19 protein-coding genes are annotated in these 16,901 nt (G+C 69.8%); 8 read left to right on the forward strand and 11 right to left on the reverse strand.

Annotated elements, in window-relative coordinates; genetic code table 11:
- Positions 1-42 precede the first annotated feature (42 nt).
- Positions 43-624 carry a TetR/AcrR family transcriptional regulator gene (locus AB0K82_RS20645; protein ID WP_364399025.1) on the forward strand — a complete coding sequence of 194 codons (582 nt, stop codon included), beginning with the start codon at positions 43-45 and terminating at the stop codon, positions 622-624.
- Here AB0K82_RS20645 and AB0K82_RS20650 read toward each other — a convergent pair.
- A complete protein-coding gene (locus tag AB0K82_RS20650) occupies positions 621-713 on the reverse strand; it encodes a DUF397 domain-containing protein (protein WP_364399027.1) in 93 nt (30 codons plus the stop codon). The two genes, AB0K82_RS20645 and AB0K82_RS20650, sit on opposite strands and share 4 nt — an antisense overlap.
- A complete protein-coding gene (locus AB0K82_RS20655; protein ID WP_364399029.1) occupies positions 701-1,501 on the reverse strand; it encodes a helix-turn-helix transcriptional regulator in 801 nt (266 codons plus the stop codon). Before AB0K82_RS20655 ends, AB0K82_RS20650 begins: the two co-directional genes overlap by 13 nt.
- A gap of 129 nt (positions 1,502-1,630) precedes the next feature.
- Here AB0K82_RS20655 and AB0K82_RS20660 point away from each other — a divergent pair, with 129 nt between their 5' ends.
- Together AB0K82_RS20660 and AB0K82_RS20665 are read left to right on the forward strand one after the other, a co-directional pair.
- Entirely contained in the window at positions 1,631-1,936 is a 306-nt protein-coding gene (locus AB0K82_RS20660) for a hypothetical protein (RefSeq protein WP_364399030.1), read from the forward strand.
- A gap of 1,219 nt (positions 1,937-3,155) precedes the next feature.
- Positions 3,156-3,656, forward strand: coding sequence for a GNAT family N-acetyltransferase (locus tag AB0K82_RS20665; protein ID WP_364399032.1), 501 nt, complete (start codon positions 3,156-3,158; stop codon positions 3,654-3,656).
- Between the two features lie 159 nt (positions 3,657-3,815).
- Here AB0K82_RS20665 and AB0K82_RS20670 read toward each other — a convergent pair whose 3' ends face one another.
- On the reverse strand, positions 3,816-4,097 hold the full coding sequence (locus AB0K82_RS20670) for a hypothetical protein (protein ID WP_364399034.1): 282 nt from the start codon (positions 4,095-4,097) through the stop codon (positions 3,816-3,818).
- A 578-nt stretch (positions 4,098-4,675) separates the two neighbouring features.
- Positions 4,676-5,017: a DUF5713 family protein gene (locus AB0K82_RS20675; RefSeq protein ID WP_364399036.1), complete on the reverse strand. Its 342-nt coding sequence runs from the start codon at positions 5,015-5,017 to the stop codon at positions 4,676-4,678.
- A 717-nt stretch (positions 5,018-5,734) separates the two neighbouring features.
- Between AB0K82_RS20675 and AB0K82_RS20680 the strand changes: the two genes are divergently transcribed.
- Entirely contained in the window at positions 5,735-6,721 is a 987-nt protein-coding gene (locus AB0K82_RS20680) for an amidohydrolase family protein (protein ID WP_364399038.1), read from the forward strand.
- An 89-nt stretch (positions 6,722-6,810) separates the two neighbouring features.
- On the opposite strand, the gene AB0K82_RS20685 is transcribed toward AB0K82_RS20680, so the two are convergent.
- Both AB0K82_RS20685 and AB0K82_RS20690 read right to left on the reverse strand, forming a co-directional pair.
- Positions 6,811-8,472, reverse strand: coding sequence for an FAD-dependent monooxygenase (locus AB0K82_RS20685; RefSeq protein ID WP_364399040.1), 1,662 nt, complete (start codon positions 8,470-8,472; stop codon positions 6,811-6,813).
- Between the two features lie 154 nt (positions 8,473-8,626).
- Positions 8,627-9,400, reverse strand: a complete 774-nt coding sequence (locus tag AB0K82_RS20690; protein WP_364399041.1) for a glucose 1-dehydrogenase — start codon at positions 9,398-9,400, stop codon at positions 8,627-8,629.
- An 88-nt stretch (positions 9,401-9,488) separates the two neighbouring features.
- On the opposite strand from AB0K82_RS20690, the gene AB0K82_RS20695 reads away from it, so the two are divergent.
- Positions 9,489-10,106 (forward strand): TetR/AcrR family transcriptional regulator, encoded by a 618-nt coding sequence (locus AB0K82_RS20695; protein WP_364399043.1) that lies wholly within the window; start codon positions 9,489-9,491, stop codon positions 10,104-10,106.
- Here AB0K82_RS20695 and AB0K82_RS20700 read toward each other — a convergent pair whose 3' ends face one another.
- Positions 10,107-11,672, reverse strand: coding sequence for an MFS transporter (locus AB0K82_RS20700; RefSeq protein WP_364399045.1), 1,566 nt, complete (start codon positions 11,670-11,672; stop codon positions 10,107-10,109).
- A 91-nt stretch (positions 11,673-11,763) separates the two neighbouring features.
- Here AB0K82_RS20700 and AB0K82_RS20705 point away from each other — a divergent pair, with 91 nt between their 5' ends.
- A complete protein-coding gene (locus AB0K82_RS20705; RefSeq protein WP_364399047.1) occupies positions 11,764-12,135 on the forward strand; it encodes a helix-turn-helix domain-containing protein in 372 nt (123 codons plus the stop codon).
- Between the two features lie 67 nt (positions 12,136-12,202).
- Here AB0K82_RS20705 and AB0K82_RS20710 read toward each other — a convergent pair whose 3' ends face one another.
- Together AB0K82_RS20710 and AB0K82_RS20715 are read right to left on the reverse strand one after the other, a co-directional pair.
- Positions 12,203-12,793, reverse strand: coding sequence for a hypothetical protein (locus tag AB0K82_RS20710; RefSeq protein ID WP_364399049.1), 591 nt, complete (start codon positions 12,791-12,793; stop codon positions 12,203-12,205).
- A gap of 363 nt (positions 12,794-13,156) precedes the next feature.
- On the reverse strand, positions 13,157-13,936 hold the full coding sequence (locus AB0K82_RS20715; protein WP_364399051.1) for a class I SAM-dependent methyltransferase: 780 nt from the start codon (positions 13,934-13,936) through the stop codon (positions 13,157-13,159).
- Between the two features lie 371 nt (positions 13,937-14,307).
- Between AB0K82_RS20715 and AB0K82_RS20720 the strand changes: the two genes are divergently transcribed.
- Positions 14,308-15,165, forward strand: coding sequence for a DUF72 domain-containing protein (locus AB0K82_RS20720; RefSeq protein ID WP_364399053.1), 858 nt, complete (start codon positions 14,308-14,310; stop codon positions 15,163-15,165).
- 61 nt (positions 15,166-15,226) lie between these two features.
- Positions 15,227-15,802, forward strand: a complete 576-nt coding sequence (locus tag AB0K82_RS20725) for a phospholipid scramblase-related protein (protein WP_364399055.1) — start codon at positions 15,227-15,229, stop codon at positions 15,800-15,802.
- Between the two features lie 3 nt (positions 15,803-15,805).
- Here the strand turns inward: AB0K82_RS20725 and AB0K82_RS20730 are convergent, their stop codons facing one another.
- Complete coding sequence (locus tag AB0K82_RS20730; protein WP_364399057.1) at positions 15,806-16,093, reverse strand: hypothetical protein; 288 nt, start codon at positions 16,091-16,093, stop codon at positions 15,806-15,808.
- Between the two features lie 95 nt (positions 16,094-16,188).
- Entirely contained in the window at positions 16,189-16,860 is a 672-nt protein-coding gene (locus tag AB0K82_RS20735) for a GntR family transcriptional regulator (protein ID WP_364399059.1), read from the reverse strand.
- Positions 16,861-16,901: the final 41 nt, after the last annotated feature.

Raw genomic sequence — 16,901 nt, forward strand, 5'->3', positions numbered from 1 at the left:
TGATGTTAATCAACGTTAACAGGCGTCGTCTAGACTTGTGTCATGGCAGAGGTCAGCGCTCCCCCGACCCGCCGACTGGAGATCCTGTCCGCGGCGGCGGAGCTGTTCGCCCGGCGCGGCTACCACGGCGTGTCCATCGGCGACCTCGGCCGCGCGGTCGGCCTCACCGGCCCGGCGCTGTACCGGCACTTCCGGGGCAAGGAGGCCCTCCTCGTCGAGATGCTCGTCGACATCAGCGAGCGCCTGCTGACCGAGGGCCGCCGCCGCGTCGCCGCCGCCGACACCCCGGACGTGGCCCTGGACGCCCTGCTCCGCTGGCACATCGACTTCGCCCTGGACAACCCGGCCCTGATCACCGTCCATGTCCGCGAACTGGGCAACGTGCCACAGCCGGAACGCCGCGAGATCCGCCGCCTGCAACGCGCCTACGCCGAGGAATGGGTGCGCGTGCTCCTCCTGATGCACCCGACCGCCGCCGAGGACCGCGCCCGCGCCGCCACCCACGCGATGTTCGGCCTCCTCAACTCCACCCCGCACAGCACCGGCGAACTGAACCGCGACACGATGGCCACCCTCCTCCACGCCATGGCCACCGACGCCCTCACCGGCGCCTTCCACGCCTAAGCAGCCCCCTTCTCAACGACGGCGACTTCAACACACTGATTCCCGTTGGAGCCAGTGCGGGAGGACTTACGCCACGTCAGCTTTCCCATTTCTTGATCGCCTTCTCAATCAATTCGACGGATTGGTTGCACGGCAGCGCCACTTCTCGAATCTCTTCCCAGATCTTGTTCACTTCCGCGATCTCACCACGGCCGTCGATGATTCGGCCGTTGAGAGCGTCGTCGAGGTTTACGACATTGGCATCATCGAGCCTCAGTATCATGAACGAACTACCCGCGTAATATTCGGTTCCCTCCGGTATGATCTTGATAAGGATGTTGGGCCATGTCGCATAGTCGAGCAGTCGCACCAACTGATCGATCATGACCTTCGGGCCGCCGAACATCCGATACAGCGCATACTCGTCGATTACAAAGATGCACATCGGCGGGTTCTGGTCGTTGAGTATCGCTTGTCGCTCGATCCTCCGATGCACGCGCTCATCGAGATCGATCGGCGAGTGACGGTTCAGCCCGATCACCGCCCGCGCATACTCAGGCGTCTGAAGTATCCCGGGGATCGCGGAGGCATCGTAACTCTGAATCATGTTCGCGTGAGCTTCGGCCATCCGCCATTGATCCGCCCATACCGAGGGAACCTCTGGCGTAACCCACTGTTTGAAGTAGCGGACGAGGTAGCCGTTGGTACCAAGCACCTGATCACAGCGCTCGACATCCTCCAGATGCGGGGTACGGCGGCCGTTCATCCACTGGCTCACCGTCGAAGGAACTACATGCAGCCTCTCGGCGAGTTGTTTGCCGGTCAGGTCGGCCGCTTCGCAGGCATAGGCCAGCTCTCTACCCCATGCGTCGAGCGCTGTCTCTCGTTTCGGTGCCATCGGGGGTTCACATCCTCATGTGAATGGCTTTCGGGACTTCACGCGCAAGCGACGGTGGGTTCGCACTTCCCAGCCTATCCCCTTGCGGCCACGCTGTGTAGCACCGATCTCACGCTAGGAGATTAGCCAATGAGGCCGCACACGAGCGAAGAGATAAGCGCATTCGCGAAGTGGCTCACACAGGCCTGCCAGGAGGCCGGCCTGACCGCCGAGCAGTACGGGGCAAAGGTCCGAATCATCGCGCAGAGCCACTTTCTCACCGAAGAAGTCGAATGCCGTCCCGACGGTGAGGGGAACCTCCGGTGGTGGTGGTCCTGGGGCAAGCCGATCGCCGCCAAGAACGACTCGGCGCGCGTTCTCACCCCGGACGAGGTCGACGACCTCGTCGACGTCATCCGCCAGGTCGTCACGATCCCGATCCGGCGGCGGCCGTGACGGAGGCGCCGGAGATCACCGACCCCATCGCACGGGCGACGCTCGAGTCGGTCCGGGTGTTGAACGCCGCGATCGACCGACTCGGGCTGCCCGCCGCGACGGCGGCATGCGAGCTAACGCAGCTCGACCGCCTTGTCCGCAAATATCCAGAGGCTGCCCGTAAGAGCCTTGAGATGTACGAGCGCCAGAGCCGTTACGAGCGGGAAGGCGGACCCCCTCGGGCTGAGGCCGCGAGTCGAGGCCCGAGACCGCAGGTAGGTGGAAGCTCGAGCCCGCAGGCGGAAGCCCAAGGCCGAACAGAATGCTCGGCAAAGACCCACAGCCCGTGGCGGTAAGTCCCGTGACGGGGCCTTCGTCCCCTCCGCCCTGCACCGCTCACCGAGACTTCCGTCCCGTCGGATGGTCTCTAGGCCATCCGACGGGGCCGGCGGCCCGGTGAACATGAGGCTTGGCCACGCCGGGCGTCCGGGAACTGCCCGGATGAGCCGTCGGCGGCCCTCCTCATCTGAGCCGGGCGTGGGGGCCGAGAGGCGGTTGTACCAAGTGCCCGGTGAACGGGCGCTTCCGACGACGGTTCGTCGGCCGATAGAGCGAGGGCGAACCCTGGCGTCACCTGGAGATGGATCGACGCTCGCCGGGTCGGTCGTGTGCGCGCCCGGCTGTGAGCACCCGGATCGGCAAGGACGAGGCGTGCGGCGGCGCCTCGAGCAGCGACACTTGTGCCCCGAGTTTTGGTCGCTGGAGCGACGGAAACTCGGGGCGCAAAGCTTCAGGTGGATGGGGTGGCGCTCTCGGTCACGAAGTCTCGGAAATCCGTTCCGACGGCCGCGACCGAAGCCGTGGGATCACCGCTGCGGCGGCGGCCGCGACCGACGCGCGCGGAGTCACCGACGCGCCCGCGCGGGCGGGTGACGCTGGCGTCGGTGCGGGCGTTCATCGCCGCCTTCGACCGACCCGCGCGGCGAGCCCGCAATGACCGCTGCGTGGGACCTCACGCAAACCCGACCGGCTCGTCCGGAGGTATCCGGAAGCTGCCCGGATGAGCCTTCGGCTCCTCGAACAGAAGAAGCGGTCACACGTCGAAGGTTCCTCATCCAGGGTGAAACACGCGGGGGCCTGGTTCCCCAGCCGTGGATCGTCATGTGCCCTGGTCATGGGGCCGTCTGCCGCTAACGGAAATTCAGGTGGCCTCAACGCGTCATCTGGCTAGAGTCGGGCGGTGCCCGAGCTGAAGCGGCTGCATGCCGACCATGCCTCGGCGGTCCTGGCCTTCGAGCTGGCGAACCGCGCCTACTTCGCCGCCTCGGTCTCCGACCGCGGCGACGAGTTCTTCGACCAGTTCGCCGACCGGCACAGCGCCTTGTTGGCTGAGCAAGAGGCCGGCATTGGCGCCTACTACGTGCTCGTCGCCGAGGATGGCTCGGTGCTGGGCCGGTTCAACCTGTACCGCTTCGGGGACGGCACCGCTGATCTCGGTTACCGGGTCGCGCAGCACGTCGCCGGTCGCGGCGTGGCGACCGCGGCCGTCCGGGAGCTGTGCCGGCTGGCGGTGACGCGGCACGGGCTGCGCACACTGCGGGCGGCCACCTCCCGCACCAATGCCGCGTCCCAGAGGGTGCTGGCCAAGGCCGGGTTCGTCCCGGCCGGCCCGGCAGACCCGGCCGACCTCGGCGGTAAGCCGGGCACCTGGTATCAACATGACCTGGTGCTCCAGCCGTAGACCGTGATCTTTTGGGTGGACCGGCTGCGGGAAGGCTGCGGATCACCGGTGGTCATCGGTGTGTGAGGGCTGAAGACCATGCGGTGGCGGCGGGTCGCGGTGTAGACCCTGCCCGCCGATAGGAGGCGTGCGGGCCGGCGCCGTACTCGTCGATCTCTGTCACGGGTGGTCTCGTTCCTCGCCGAGGCCATGCAGGTAGTCCTCGAAGGTGAGACCTCGGTCTCTTCGGCGCGACCGCAGGATTGCGGCCACCAGTACGAAGGGGACCAGTGGGAGTTTGAGCGCCTGGAGGCCCACCCGACGGACCATCGGGAGTAGCAGGTCCCTGAGCGTCTGCCAGGGGTGTCTCAAGGCCACGACGGTCATGAGGAAGGCAATGCCACTGCGGCTGATCCCCGCGAAGTCGTCGGGGCCGTCGTGTCGTTCCTTGTCCTTGCTCACCGTGCGGAACGGAAGGTGAAGGGCAGGGACTCGCTGCTGCGGGCCATGGAATCCTCCCAAGCCAACATGGGTACCTGAAGATCAGGATCGCGATTTGAGCCGCGATTGTGAGCGTACGTCAGGAGTGCTCGGCGAGTGGGCGCTCCCGGCGGGGGTTCGTCCGGTAATAGAGCGATCCGTCCCCTCGTCCTCTCCCCGTTCGCCGAGGCTTTCGTCCGCGCTGGTCGCGGCCAGGCCGCAGCACCGCTCCAGCGCCGCGCCGATCGCGGTCCGGTCCGGTCCCGGTCCGGTCCGATCCGGGCATCGAACCCATGGTCCGGCTGTGGGATGTGGCCACCGGCCCGGAAACCGCCACCCTTCACGTGACCGACGGCTTTGTCTCCTCAGTGGTCTTCAGCCGCGTTTCCCGCAGAACCCATCCCGCTCCGGCGGCCGCGGCCGACGCTGCGCTTGCGCGGCGCGGCGCGGGAAGGATCTCCTCGCTTGGATTACGCAGGCAGGGGGCGGGGGCGGGTGGTTCCAGCGCCTGCCCGGGCAGACCGCCGGCCCGAGGTCAGCGGCGCCGGGCGGTGAGCGCGTCACCAGTCACGAGCGGCGACCAGTTGTTCCATGTCCGCCTCCGGGAACCCGTAGGCCGACGCCACGAACCAAAAGTCCTCGGCGATGACTTCCCGCGCGACGGTCTCGATCTCGCTACCGGCCGCCTCGAACTCCGCCTCCAGCGCGTTGAACTGCTTCGTCGCAGCCTCCGTGAGCTCGTACAGCGCCGCCAGATTCGATGGCCGTTCAGCCTCGATCCGCTCGCACAGCCTCAGCAGAATCGTCTTCCCCTCGTCGACGACGTGGTCCGGGAAGTACGGGTCCTCGTACATCCCCCGCAGGAATCCGTGACCGGCCACCTGCGAATTCGTAAGCGACATCGCACTCTCCCATCCGGCTGTCGGCGACGTCGAATACTTCCCTACGCCACCGACAACGCTCGCGGGGCCTGTGGCAGGAGCCTGGCACGGCAGCGGACGTCCAGGCCGAGGACTGATCCGCCGGCGGCTCGGAGCGGGCCCGACGTCGCCGGGGACGCTCAGTGCTTCGTGATCCTTCGAATCGAGACGTCCGGCCAAGGCGGCCGACGCAGTATCGCCGCAGTCGCCAGCCCCGCGGCGACCAGCCCAATCAGCTCGCCCAGCAGCGCCGTCCGGGTCCCGTCGACTACTGGTGTCCAGGACGCCTTGCCGTCGTGGACGACGAAGACGCCGAGGGGCGTGACCCGCGGGCGCCTGCCTCCGGTGACCCGGGCGACCGGAATCACCGTGGCGCCATCGGGCCTGTCGTACGGCTCACCGAAGACTCGCTGCGCTGCCTCACCACTTCGCAGTCGCTCAAGACGTTCTTCTGCTCCCATTCGGCCTCCCCGGCTCGCGCCCGTGCTGGTCGAACAGTACACATCCGGGTGTCCACAGCCGGTCCTCCGTATCCAGCGCAGCGACCGCCGACCGGTGCTCCGGTACCGGCCCGCGCTCCTGGGCTTGAGGCCCGGCTCTGATCAGCGGCGCCGGTCGTGGTCTGCGGTGACGCACGTTCACTGTGGGTATCGATTCGATAGCTGTTTTGGCGGTGCGGGATCGACGGGGATGTTCGTAATGGATGACAAGGTCGCCTTGGAGGAGCACTACGAGTCACCGGACTTCCCTGCGTCCGGCAGCCATGAGTTCACGCGTCCTGACTACTTCGCCGAGGTCCAGCGACGACTGCGGGAGGTCGACCAGCGGGTAGAGGACATGGACCGCAACGGCATCGGGATCACGATCCTCTCGCTGACCCAGCCGGGCATCGAGGGCGCCACCGACCCACGCGAAGCCGTGGACCTGGCGCGCCGGATGAACGACCACGCGGCCGAACGCCTCGTCGCCCGTCACCCCGACCGGCTGCGTGCCTTCGCCGCGGTCCCGCCGCAAGACCCCGAGCGGGCCGCGGAAGGGCTCGAACGCGCGGTGCGGGATCTCGGCTTCGTCGGCGCGCTGGTCAACGGCTATACCAACATCGGCGACGAGAACACCGCACGCTATCTCGACCACCCGGAGACCGCGCCCTTCTGGCAGCAGGTCGACGAACTCCGCGTCCCCGTCTACCTGCATCCCCGGATCCCGCTGCCGAACCAGCAGCGGATCTACCAGGGGTACGACGGCCTGCTCGGCTCGGCGTGGGGATTCGGGGTCGAGACCGCCACGCACGCCATGCGCCTCATGCTCAGTGGCCTGTTCGACCGGTGTCCGGGCCTCACCGTGATACTGGGTCATCTGGGCGAGGGACTGCCCTTCACGCTGCCCCGAACCGAACACCGGCTCCGCCACCAGCGCCCGGAGACCCACGGCAGCCACCAGAAACCACCTACGTACTACCTGCGCAACAACTTCTTCCTCACCACGAGCGGCGTGTTCCGCAGCCAGACTCTGCTGAACACGCTTCTTGAGGTCGGCGCGGACCACATCTTGTTCTCCGTGGACTATCCGTACGAGTCGATGGACGAGCTCGCCCCCTGGTTCGACGAATGTCCCATCAGCGAGAACGACCGCGTCAAGATCGGTAGGGCCGATGCCCAACGGTTGTTTCACCTTGACCGCCGGTGACACAGGTCGCCGCGATCGCCGCCTCGTCGTGCCGGACGGGGCGTGGCAGAGCCGGCGGTGAGACCTGCCGACGGCTCGTCGGCCGGCCTCTAGTGACGGTCGTACCGAGTGCTCGGTGAACGGGCGGTCTCGGCGGCGGCTCGTCCGGCGATCGAGCGGTCTGTCCCCTCGCTCTTCCCCGCTTCACCGAGACCTTCGTCCGCGCTGGGCGCGGCCGGGCCGCAGCACCGCTCCAGCGCCGTCCTGATCGCGTTCCGGTCCAGGTCGGAGTACTCGGCGGCCCAGGCGATGTAGGCGTCCGGTCGCACCAGCACGACTTTGTGCGTCGCGCCGCCGGCGATCGCCTGGTCGACGCGGTCCTCCCAGCCGGTGGTCGGAGCGGCGGACTCGGCGGCGGACTCGGCGGCGGCCGGAGCGGCGGGCTTCGTGGCGGCCGGAGCGGCGGGCTTCGTGGCGATCGGAGCGGCGGGTTTCGGGGCGGTCGGCGGCAGCACGAGAAGGAAGCGTCCGGGGCGGAGGGCGTGGTAGAGGGTTCGCGGGGTGTCGCCTGCCAGGGGGATGTCCGGTGCGCGCCGGCCGACGAGGGGATGCGCTCCCGGCGGTGCCGGGTAGGCGAGGTCGATGCCCGAGACGGCGCCGGCCATGCGCCGCGCGACCGGGTTGAGATGGGCGGCGGCCCGCAGGACGGCGTCGCGTGCGGTGCGCAGGAGGCGGGAGCGCAGCAGGGCGCAGCGCAGGATGAGGTCGCTGGTGCGCAGCACCCGTCGTCCGACCGGATACCGCTCTGCGTGGTAGGTGTCGAGCAGCCCTTCGGGGGCCCAGCCGCGCAGGACGCCGGTGAGCTTCCAGGCGAGATTGACCGCGTCCTGCAGTCCGGTGTTCATGCCCATGCCGCCCGCCGGGGAGTGCACGTGCGCGGCGTCGCCGGCGAGGAAGACCCGGCCCACACGGTAGCGGGGCACCTGGCGCTCGTCGCTGTGGAACCGCGAAAGCCAGCGCGGATCGTGCATCCCGAAGTCCGTGCCCAGCACCCGGCGCGTGATCGCCCGCACCTCCCGCAGGTCGAGCGGTGCCGTGTCCGGCTCCTGGTCGGCGCGATCCCACGCGATCACCCGGTACCAGCCGTCGCCGAACGGCACGATGAAGACGAACCCGTCGGCGGTTGTTCCGGCGGTCACGACGTCCCGGGGTGGTTCGGCGAGCCGCACGTCGCAGAGCATCACCGACCGCACCGCGGCGCGGCCGGGGAACGGCAGGCCGAGTTGGCGCCGTACGGTGCTGTGCGCGCCGTCCGCGCCGACGACGTACCGCGCGCGCAGGGTGCGCACGTCACCGTCGGAGTCGCGGACCGTCAGATAGACGCCGTCGCCGTGCTGGATCAGGCGGACCATCTCGGTGCCGGACAGGATCTCCGCACCGAGCTGCCGGGCACGCGCGCCGAGCACGCGTTCGGTCTCGTACTGCGGAACGCCCAGCATATAAGGGAACCGGCTCGGCAGGCGGGAGAACTCGAGCCCGAACGGTGCGAGCCGGGAGATCGGCAGGCCGCGCGCGATCAGATCGTCGGCGACCCCGCGGGCGTCGAGCAGTTCCAGCGTGCGGGCGTGTACGCCGAAGGCCCGGCTGAGATCCGATTCCCGGTCGCGGCGTTCGAGGACGGCGCAAGAGGTTCCGGCGGCGGCCAGATCCCCGGCGAGCATCAGCCCGGTGGGGCCGCCGCCGACGATGAGCACGGCGTTGACAGCACGCATGGTCCAGAGTCTTCGTCGATCACGCTCGATGAGAGGAGACCCGATATTCGGATACCCGCGTCTCATCCCCCAGTAACCGGTCGCGCTTTAGGCGGCCCGCGGGCGATCCCCCGGGCGGGAGATCGCCGTACGGACCTCCGCCCGAGGGCGGCGCTCACAGCCCGGCGCCGCCGGTCGCGTCGATGACCCGTCCGGTCACCCAGCGCGAGTCGTCGGAGGCGAGGAAGGCCACGATGTCGGCGATGTCGTCGGGCTGCCCGACCCGGCCCAGGGCCGCCAGGGAGGCCGCGTGCGCCTCGGCCTGCGGATCGCCCCGGAGCCAGGAGGCGTTGACGTCGGTGTCGACGATCCCGGGCGCCACCGAGTTCGCCGTGATGCCACGGGGACCCAGTTCCTTGGCGAGGTTGAGGGTGAAGGTGTCGAGCGCGCCCTTGGTGGCGCCGTAGGCGATGATCTCCGGCATGGCCAGGGTGGCCGCGCCGCTGGAGATGTTGATGATCCGGCCGCCGTCGCGCAGGCGGGTCAGTCCCTGCTGCACGATGAAGAACGGCGCGCGCACGTTCACGGCGAACACCTCGTCGAACTCGTCCTCGGTCAGCGCGGCCAGCGGCGCGCTGCGCCCGATGCCGGCGTTGTTGACGATGATGTCGAGGCGCCCGTCGGGCGCGTGGTCCTTGCCCGCCGCGTCGAAGGCGGCCCACAGGCGGGCGGCGTCACCGTGCCGTCCCAGCTCCGCGCGCAGCGCGAAGGCCCGGCCGCCGTCCTTCCGGATGCGCTCGACCGTCTCACTCGCCGCCGCCTCGTCGCGCGCGTAGGCGACGGCGACCGTCGCGCCGTCGCGGCCGAGCCGTTCCGCGATGGCCCGGCCGATGCCCCGGCTGCCGCCGGTCACCAGCGCGACCTTGCCCTCAAGCGCTCGTACTGCCATGGCTGGATGCACCCTTCCTTTTTTGAGGGATCACTCAACAAATGGAACGTTAGCACGTCTTGTTGAGTGATCGCTCTAAAATGAGGTCGTGAGTGGAACAGGCGCGAAGCGCGGACGGCCGCCGGCGTTCGACCGTGCGAAGGCCCTGGCGGCCGCGACCCGGTTGTTCTGGGAGCACGGCTACGAGGCGACCTCCATCGGCGAGCTGACCAAGGCGATGGGCATGCGGCCCGGAAGTCTGTACGCGGCCTTCGGTGACAAGAAGAGCCTGTTCAAAGAGGTCGTGCGGACCTACGGGCGCTCCCCCGTCGGCGCGTTCACGGGAGTCGCGCTGGAAGAGGAGCCCACGGCGCGCGGGGCGTTCCGCCGCATCCTGCGCGAGGCGGCGGCCGTCTATCCCGACCCGTCCCACCCGGCCGGTTGCCTGACCATCAGCGCCGCGACCAACGTCACCGTCCAGGACGCGGAGGTGGCGGCGTTCCTGCGGGACCTGCGCAACGCGAACCTGGCCGCCTTCGAGGCCCGCCTCACAACCGCGCAGCGCGACGGCGAACTGTCCGCCGCGGCCGATCCGCGCGCCCTCGCGGCGTATTTCGCCGCGGTCATCCAGGGCATGTCACAACGCGCCCGGGACGGCGCCACGGCGGCGGAGCTCACCGAGACCGCCGAACTGGCACTGGCGGCCTGGCCCCGGAAGGAGGACTGATCACCGTCCTGCCCCGACACGGGTGGCCGGACGCAGCAGCGCCACGGCAAGGAACGCGGTCAGGCCCAGGATCACGGCCGCGATGGCGGCGACGGTCGTGAAACCCTGACCGTAGGCGTCGCGCGCGGCGCGGCGCAGGACCTGCCCTGTCGGGGCGTCCAGCCGGCCGGCGACCTCGACCGCGGCCCCGATCGACTCACGGGCCGTACGCTGCTCGCCCGTGGACAGCCCGGCGACCGACGGCAGCACGGTCCGGTACGTCGCGGCCAGAACGGTTCCGAGAACGGCGACTCCCAGGCCCGCTCCCAACTCGAACGAGGTCTCCTGGATGGCGGCCGCCTCGCCGGCACGTCGTGGGTCCGCGGCGGCCGTGATCAGGTCCGCGCCGAGCGTCATGATGACCCCCGCGCCCGTGCCCGCCGCGACCATGGTGACCACGATCACGCCGTACGCGGCCGGTCCCGAGCCCGCCAGGAGGGCCAACGTCGCGAGCGCGGCCGCGAACAGGGCGAGCGCGCCGGAGACGGCCCACCGGGCGCCGACACGGCGCGCCGCCCAGGGCGCCAGCACGGCGCCCACGGCGTTGGATCCGGCCAGCGGCATCAGCGCGAGACCGGCCCTCAGCGGCGAGTAGCCGCCCACCCACTGCAGCCACTGGGTGAAGAAGAACAACATGGCGGTATAGCCGCCGAAACAGCTGATCACGCAGATGGTGGCGGCGGCGACGCGCCGGTCGGCCAGCAGCGAGAGATCCAGTAGCGGCTGGGCCAGCCGCCGCTGCCGCACGACGAACGTCGTCAGCAGCGCCACCCCAGCGGCCCCGATGACCGCGACACCCACGCCGACCCGCAGGTGCTCACCGACCTGCTTCAGCGCGTACACCACCCCGGCCAGGCCGGCGACCGACAGCGCGACGCTGGACAGGTCCCAACGGCGTGGGGTGGGATCTCTCGACTCCGGCAGGATCAGCGCCCCCACGATGAGGATGACCACGACGATCGGGACGTTCACCAGGAAGACCGCACCCCACCACCATCGCTCGACCAGCGCCCCGCCCAGCAGTGGCCCGACGGTCGCGCCGACGCTGTGCGCGGCGGTCCAGATCCCGATCGCGAGCGTCCGCTCACGGTCATCGGAGAAGACGACTCTGATGATGGCCACGGTGGAAGCCATGATCATCGCTGCCCCTACGCCGAGGAGCGCCCGCGCGAGAATCAGCTCGACGGCGGTCGTGGAGAAGGCGGCGGTGGCCGATGCCACGCCGAACAGCGCGAATCCGCCCAGCAGCAGGCGTCTGCGGCCGACGCGGTCCCCCAACGTGCCGCAGGTCACCAGGAGCGCCGCCACCGTCAGCGAGTAGACGTCGACGATCCACAGGAGTTGCACGCCGCTGGGATGCACATGCCGTGTCATCTCCGGCACGCTCACGTGCAGCACGGTCAGGTCGATCCCGCACAGCAGCAGGCTCGTGCAGGCCACCGCCAGGATCATCCAGCGCCGCCGATGCGCGATGGCCGCGCTGTCGCTCCCGCTCGGCGCGGTTCCCAGCACCCCGTTCAGGCTCATGGCAGCACTATGGGTGGCTAGTGCGTCGGCGGAAAAGTACGGTCTTTTCTGTGACGTAGTGTCGTTCTGTATACCAATGGAGGGTGTGGCGATGCGCGGCGACATCGACGCGACCGCGGACCACTGCGCGGTCGAGATAGCGATGGAGGTTCTCGGTGGCCGGTGGAAGCTGGCGATCCTCAAGCAGCTCATGGGCGGCACTCATCGCTTCGGTGAGCTGAAGCGGGCCATGCCCGGGATCACCCAGCGGATGCTCACCCGCCAGCTCCGGGAGCTGGAGGCCGACGGGCTGCTCGTACGCACGGTGTACCGCGAGGTGCCGCCGAAGGTGGAGTACACGCTGACCGACACCGGCCGAAGCCTGGAGGAGATCACGAACACCCTGGACCGGTGGGGACGCTGGTATCGGGACACCGCGCCGCGGCCGGCCTCGGCGGCCGCCGACAAGGTCGACGAAGCGTAGCCTGTCGGCGGCCGCCGAATACGAGGCCCGCCGTACCGTTACCCGGCCGGGTGCGGCGGGTGGCCGGTCAGGCGGCGGGAGTGGGCTTGACGTAGGTCACCGCGACGTTGAGGTAGGTCGCGAGGCCGTAGTCGTGGCCGCGGATGGCGAGCAGGTTGCAGCAGTCCAGGTAATTGGCCGGAACGACGACGTTGATGGCGCCGGCGTCGCAGTTGCCGCTCTTGACGGTCTGGAGGAGATGACCGTTGAGATAAACGCTCGCGTCGTTGTCCACGGTCCCTTGGATGCGGACCTGTTGGGCGTCCCGTGGGATGTGGACCCAGTGACGTACGAGGATGTCCGTGTTGACGGCCCAGCGGGTCTTGACGTCCGTGGGATTGTTCCACTTGCACGTGCCGTTGACGGTGCCGAAGCCCTCCTGGCCGGAGGGCCAGCCGCTGTCGTCGAAGCTCCGGTCGGCGAAGAGCGGCTGGTTCGCCGCCGGGGGCACCTGCAGGTACGTCCAGTCGGTGCTGTTGTAGCCGAGCGCGGTGACCACGGTCTGCCGCTTCGCGACCGGGGAGGCGGACGCGGGCGCCGTGGCGGCCAGGGTCATGGCAGCCAGCAGCGAGCCGGCCGCAAGGCCCACGGGTAGAAAGCGCAAGGACTTCTTCGACATGACAGCCTTCCGTCGATCGTGCGGAAACGTCGTGATCCGGCCGGTGTCCCCAGGCCGACGGTCATTCCTGCGTGCGCGATGTCGGCGGTCCGGCCGGCGCGAATCGAGGAGAGCGAATCATGTCGGCGACGGCGGCGAAGGGATCCGCCGTCGCGATTGGTCGTTCTTTGCGCGGAGGAGGGTCCGCGCTGAGGGTCGAGTCCCGGTCTCTTCAGCGCGTCCGCCTCCGGAGGCCGTACCGAACGCTCGGCGAACGCGCCGCACCAGCGGCGGTCGCTCCCGCGATGGCGGGATTCGAGACCTCCGCCGAAGACGGTTCACCGAGACCTCCGCCCGCCCGGGCAGCCGTCCGGAGCGCGGGCGTCAGGCGGGGATCGCGCGGATGAGGACCAGTGATCCGTCGAGGTACGGCTGCCGGCGCAGGGCGCCGTGGCGCTCGTCCCAGGCCCCGGACTCCAGGTCGTTCCGGAGGCGCGCCACGTACTGCTCGCCCAGCGCCGGCTCGACGAAGCTCCACGCCGAGCAGGCCTGTCGTGCCCCGGGATCGAGCAGGCGTTCCGGTCGTGCGTAGTACGCCTCGTTGAAACCGTCGGTGCAGTCGGCGGGGATGGGCACCGGCCGCACCGACGCCTCGCCGCCCAGCACCTCGGTGATCTCGCCGATCGACGGGTACCGGCGGGCCTCGGTGTCCAGGACGAGCGGCGCGTACTCATACAGCCAGAAGTCCCGGACCCGGTCCGGGTCACAGGTGAGGATGACGACGGGCCCACGCGCGACGCGCCGCATCTCCCGCAGACCGGCCTTCAGGTCGCTCCACTGGTGCACGCTGAACGTGGTCATCGCGGCGTCGAAGCCGTCATCGGGGAACGGCAGGTCCTCCGCCATGGCGTCCACGGCGGGCGGGAGGTGGGCGGGCCGCTGGGCCCTCATGGCCGCCGACGGCTCGACCGCGGTGACGCTCGGAGCCACGGACTCGTACGACCCGGCGCCCGCGCCCACGTTGATCAGCGTTCGCGCGTCGCCGAGCGCGTCGGCGATGAACCGCGCGATCCGGTCGTCGGGCCTGCGGTAGTCGGTGTAGCCCGCCCCGATCGTGCCGTAGTCCGCGTCCCCCGCGCTGCCGTCCGTTCTTCGTGTGCTCATGATTCTTAAGGTTTCCAGACAGACGGCCGCTTCGGAAACGCCTTCCTCGATCACCCGATCGGCGGCCCCGCCATGCGTGGCGTGCCGGCAGGCGGCAGAGGCCCCGCCTGCCGGCACGGCCGGTGCGACCGATCAGTAGTAGATGCAGGGCTTGGGCGGTGTCACCTTGGGGCCCGGCCAGTAGTTGTTGATGGTGACGGGGCCGCCGACCGCGCACCATACCCCGAATAAGGACGAGTCCGCAGGAGCGTCGCGCAGAACCCCACTCAAGACTCGCGGGCGGATACCGCAGGCGATGGGCCTCGGTCGGCGGCCGGCCGCGGAGGCGGGTCCGGCGCCGTCGCCCACCGGGTTTGGGTAACGTCACGTGCGTGCGGCTTCACGTGGGATGCGCGATGTGGACCCATGCGCCATGGCAAAGGCGTTTCCTGCCCCACCCGCTCCCTCCTCAGGAGCGGCTGCGGGCGTACGCGACGTGGTGCAACGCGGTCGAGGGGAACACCACCTTCTACGCCATTCCGGCGCGGGACACGGTCGAGACCTGGGCGCTGCAGACCGACCCGGAGTTCCGCTTCGTCCTGAAAGTGCCCAAGTCGATCACGCACGATCGCCGCCTCGGAGACGTCGGCGCGGAGGTGCGCTCCTTCCTGCACGCGATCGAGCCGCTCGGGCCGCGCGCCCATGCGCTGTGGATCCAGCTTCCGGCGGCGTTCGCGCCGGCCGACGTGGAGGTCCTGGCAGGTTTCCTGCGCCGGCTCCCTCCCTCGCACCGGTACGCCGTCGAGGTCCGCCACCGCGCGTTCTTCGAGGACGAGCGATCGGCGCGGCTTCTGGAGAGGGCGCTCGCGAGCGTCGGGGCGGAGTGGATCCCGTTCGACACCACGACGCTGTTCCAGAGTCCGCCCACCAGCGACATGGAACGGGACGCGTGGACGAAGAAACCGCGGGTGGCGCGGCGGACCGTCGCCCTCACCGACCGGCCGATCGTCCGCTACATCGGCCGGGACTCCACGGACGAGACGATCGAGGGCTGGCGGGGATGGGTCGGCCGGGTCGCCGAGTGGCTACGGGAAGGTCGTTCGCCGACGGTCTTCATCCACACGCCGGACAACGCGGACGCGCTGCTGCTCGCCCGCCGGTTCCACGACGACGTACGGGCGCGGCTGCCGGAGGTCGAGCCGCTGCCGGAGCCGACGCGGGCGCCCGCCGAACCGCCGACCCTTTTCTGACCGGCGGCCTGCCCATCGGTACGGAGCGCAATTACAGAAGGCATACTCAGTGAGTGTGGACGTGCTCTTCGATTCCCCCGTCGTGCGGGTGCGACAACCCGGCAAGATTCTCCCCACCCAGGCGAAGTACGAGATTCTCGGCGACAAGCGAAATCGCCTGGCGTTCGCCGAGGAGACCGACCGGCGCACGCGTGTGCAAATGCTGAAGGCGACCCTGCCCACCGCTCCGCCGCCGGACGCCCGGATCCTCACGGTCACGGGCGCCGACGATCAGGCGATCCTCGTGCTGACCCGGCATCCGGACGGGCGGCTCGCCGAGGTCCACCGGCCGGACGGCAGCCTGGTCGGCCGGATGCGTGCGACCGGGACGACCCGTCACTACTCGCTCACCGACGACCAGGGCCAGGTCGTGGCGACCGTCGTCGGCGAACTGTCGCTCAAGCATTTCCAGGTCAGCACGGCCTCCAAAACCCGGATCGCGCGCATCAGCAAGACCTGGGCGGGGCCGGTCAAGGAGTGGCTCACCCCGTCCGACCACTACAAGGTCGAGTTCACCGGCCCGGCACCCGAGCCGACCCGCACCCTCATCGTCATGATGGCGATCGTGCTCGACCTGGCCCTGTACGGCCCCATGTGAGCCTCAGCGCGCCGACCCCGCCGCCACGAACATGGGGACGGCGAGGAACAGCCGGTCCGCGGCGGCGCGGCCGGCCTGTTCCGCGCACCAGGCGTCGGCCTGCTCGCTGGTGATCGCCCCGGCGGCGCCGGCCGCCCGGGCGAGTCCCTGGAGCATGGGCAGCATCGCCGTGCCCGTGAACACGGCGGTCCGCACCTCGACGGTGACGTCCGCGAACCCGGCGTCGAGCAGGAGCCCGCGCGAGCGCCGGGCGGCGCGCGGCGCGGGGATCGTGTCGGCGCGGGCGTGCACGATGGTCCGGGTGATCCCCGGGTCGTCGGAGTCGATGAGGAAGGCGTCCCAGTCCTGACCGGTCAGCGAAGGATGACCGGACCGTCCCGGGCGGGTCAGCCGCCGGTGGCCTTGGCGGAGCCGGCCCAGATGCCGCGGACGTGCCGCAGGTGGTGGCGCATCAGCGTCTCGGCGCCCTCGACGTCGCCGCGGGCGATGACGTCGAGCAGGGTCAGGTGCTCCCGCGCCGAGGGCAGCAGCTCGCCGCGCTCGGCGAGCTTGGGCACGCCGTACAGCCGGGAGCGGTGCCGCAGCTCGCGCACCACCTCGACGAGCTGGGCGTTGCCGGCCAGGGCCAGCAGCTCGAGGTGGAAGGTCTGGTCGGCCTCGATGTAGGCGAGGATGTCGCGGCGTTCGGCGGCGTCCACGATGGCCTGCGCCATCGGCCGCAGCCTCTCGACCCCGCCGGGCGAGGCCGCGACCCGGCCGACGGTCGGCACCTCGATGAGCGCGCGGACCTCGGTGATGTCGTCGAGGTCCCGGTCGGACAGCTCGGTGACCCGGAACCCCTTGTTCCGGACGACGGTGACCAGCCCCTCCTTGACCAGGTCCAGCATCGCCTCACGGACGGGAGTGGGCGAGACGCCGAACCGCTCGGCCAGCGCGGGCGCGGAGTAGACGACGCCGGGTCGCATCTCCCCGGCGACGAGCGAGGCACGCAACGCCTGCGCGATCTGGTCGCGAACGTTCTGCCGCACACCAAGCGACGGCAGATTCAGCTCACTCAAGCGCCCTCCTCCGTCGGGGGAGCGACCAGAGACGCTGTGCT

The sequence above is a fragment of the Actinoallomurus sp. NPDC052274 genome, from assembly GCF_040679475.1.
GTDB lineage: Bacteria > Actinomycetota > Actinomycetes > Streptosporangiales > Streptosporangiaceae > Actinoallomurus > Actinoallomurus liliacearum.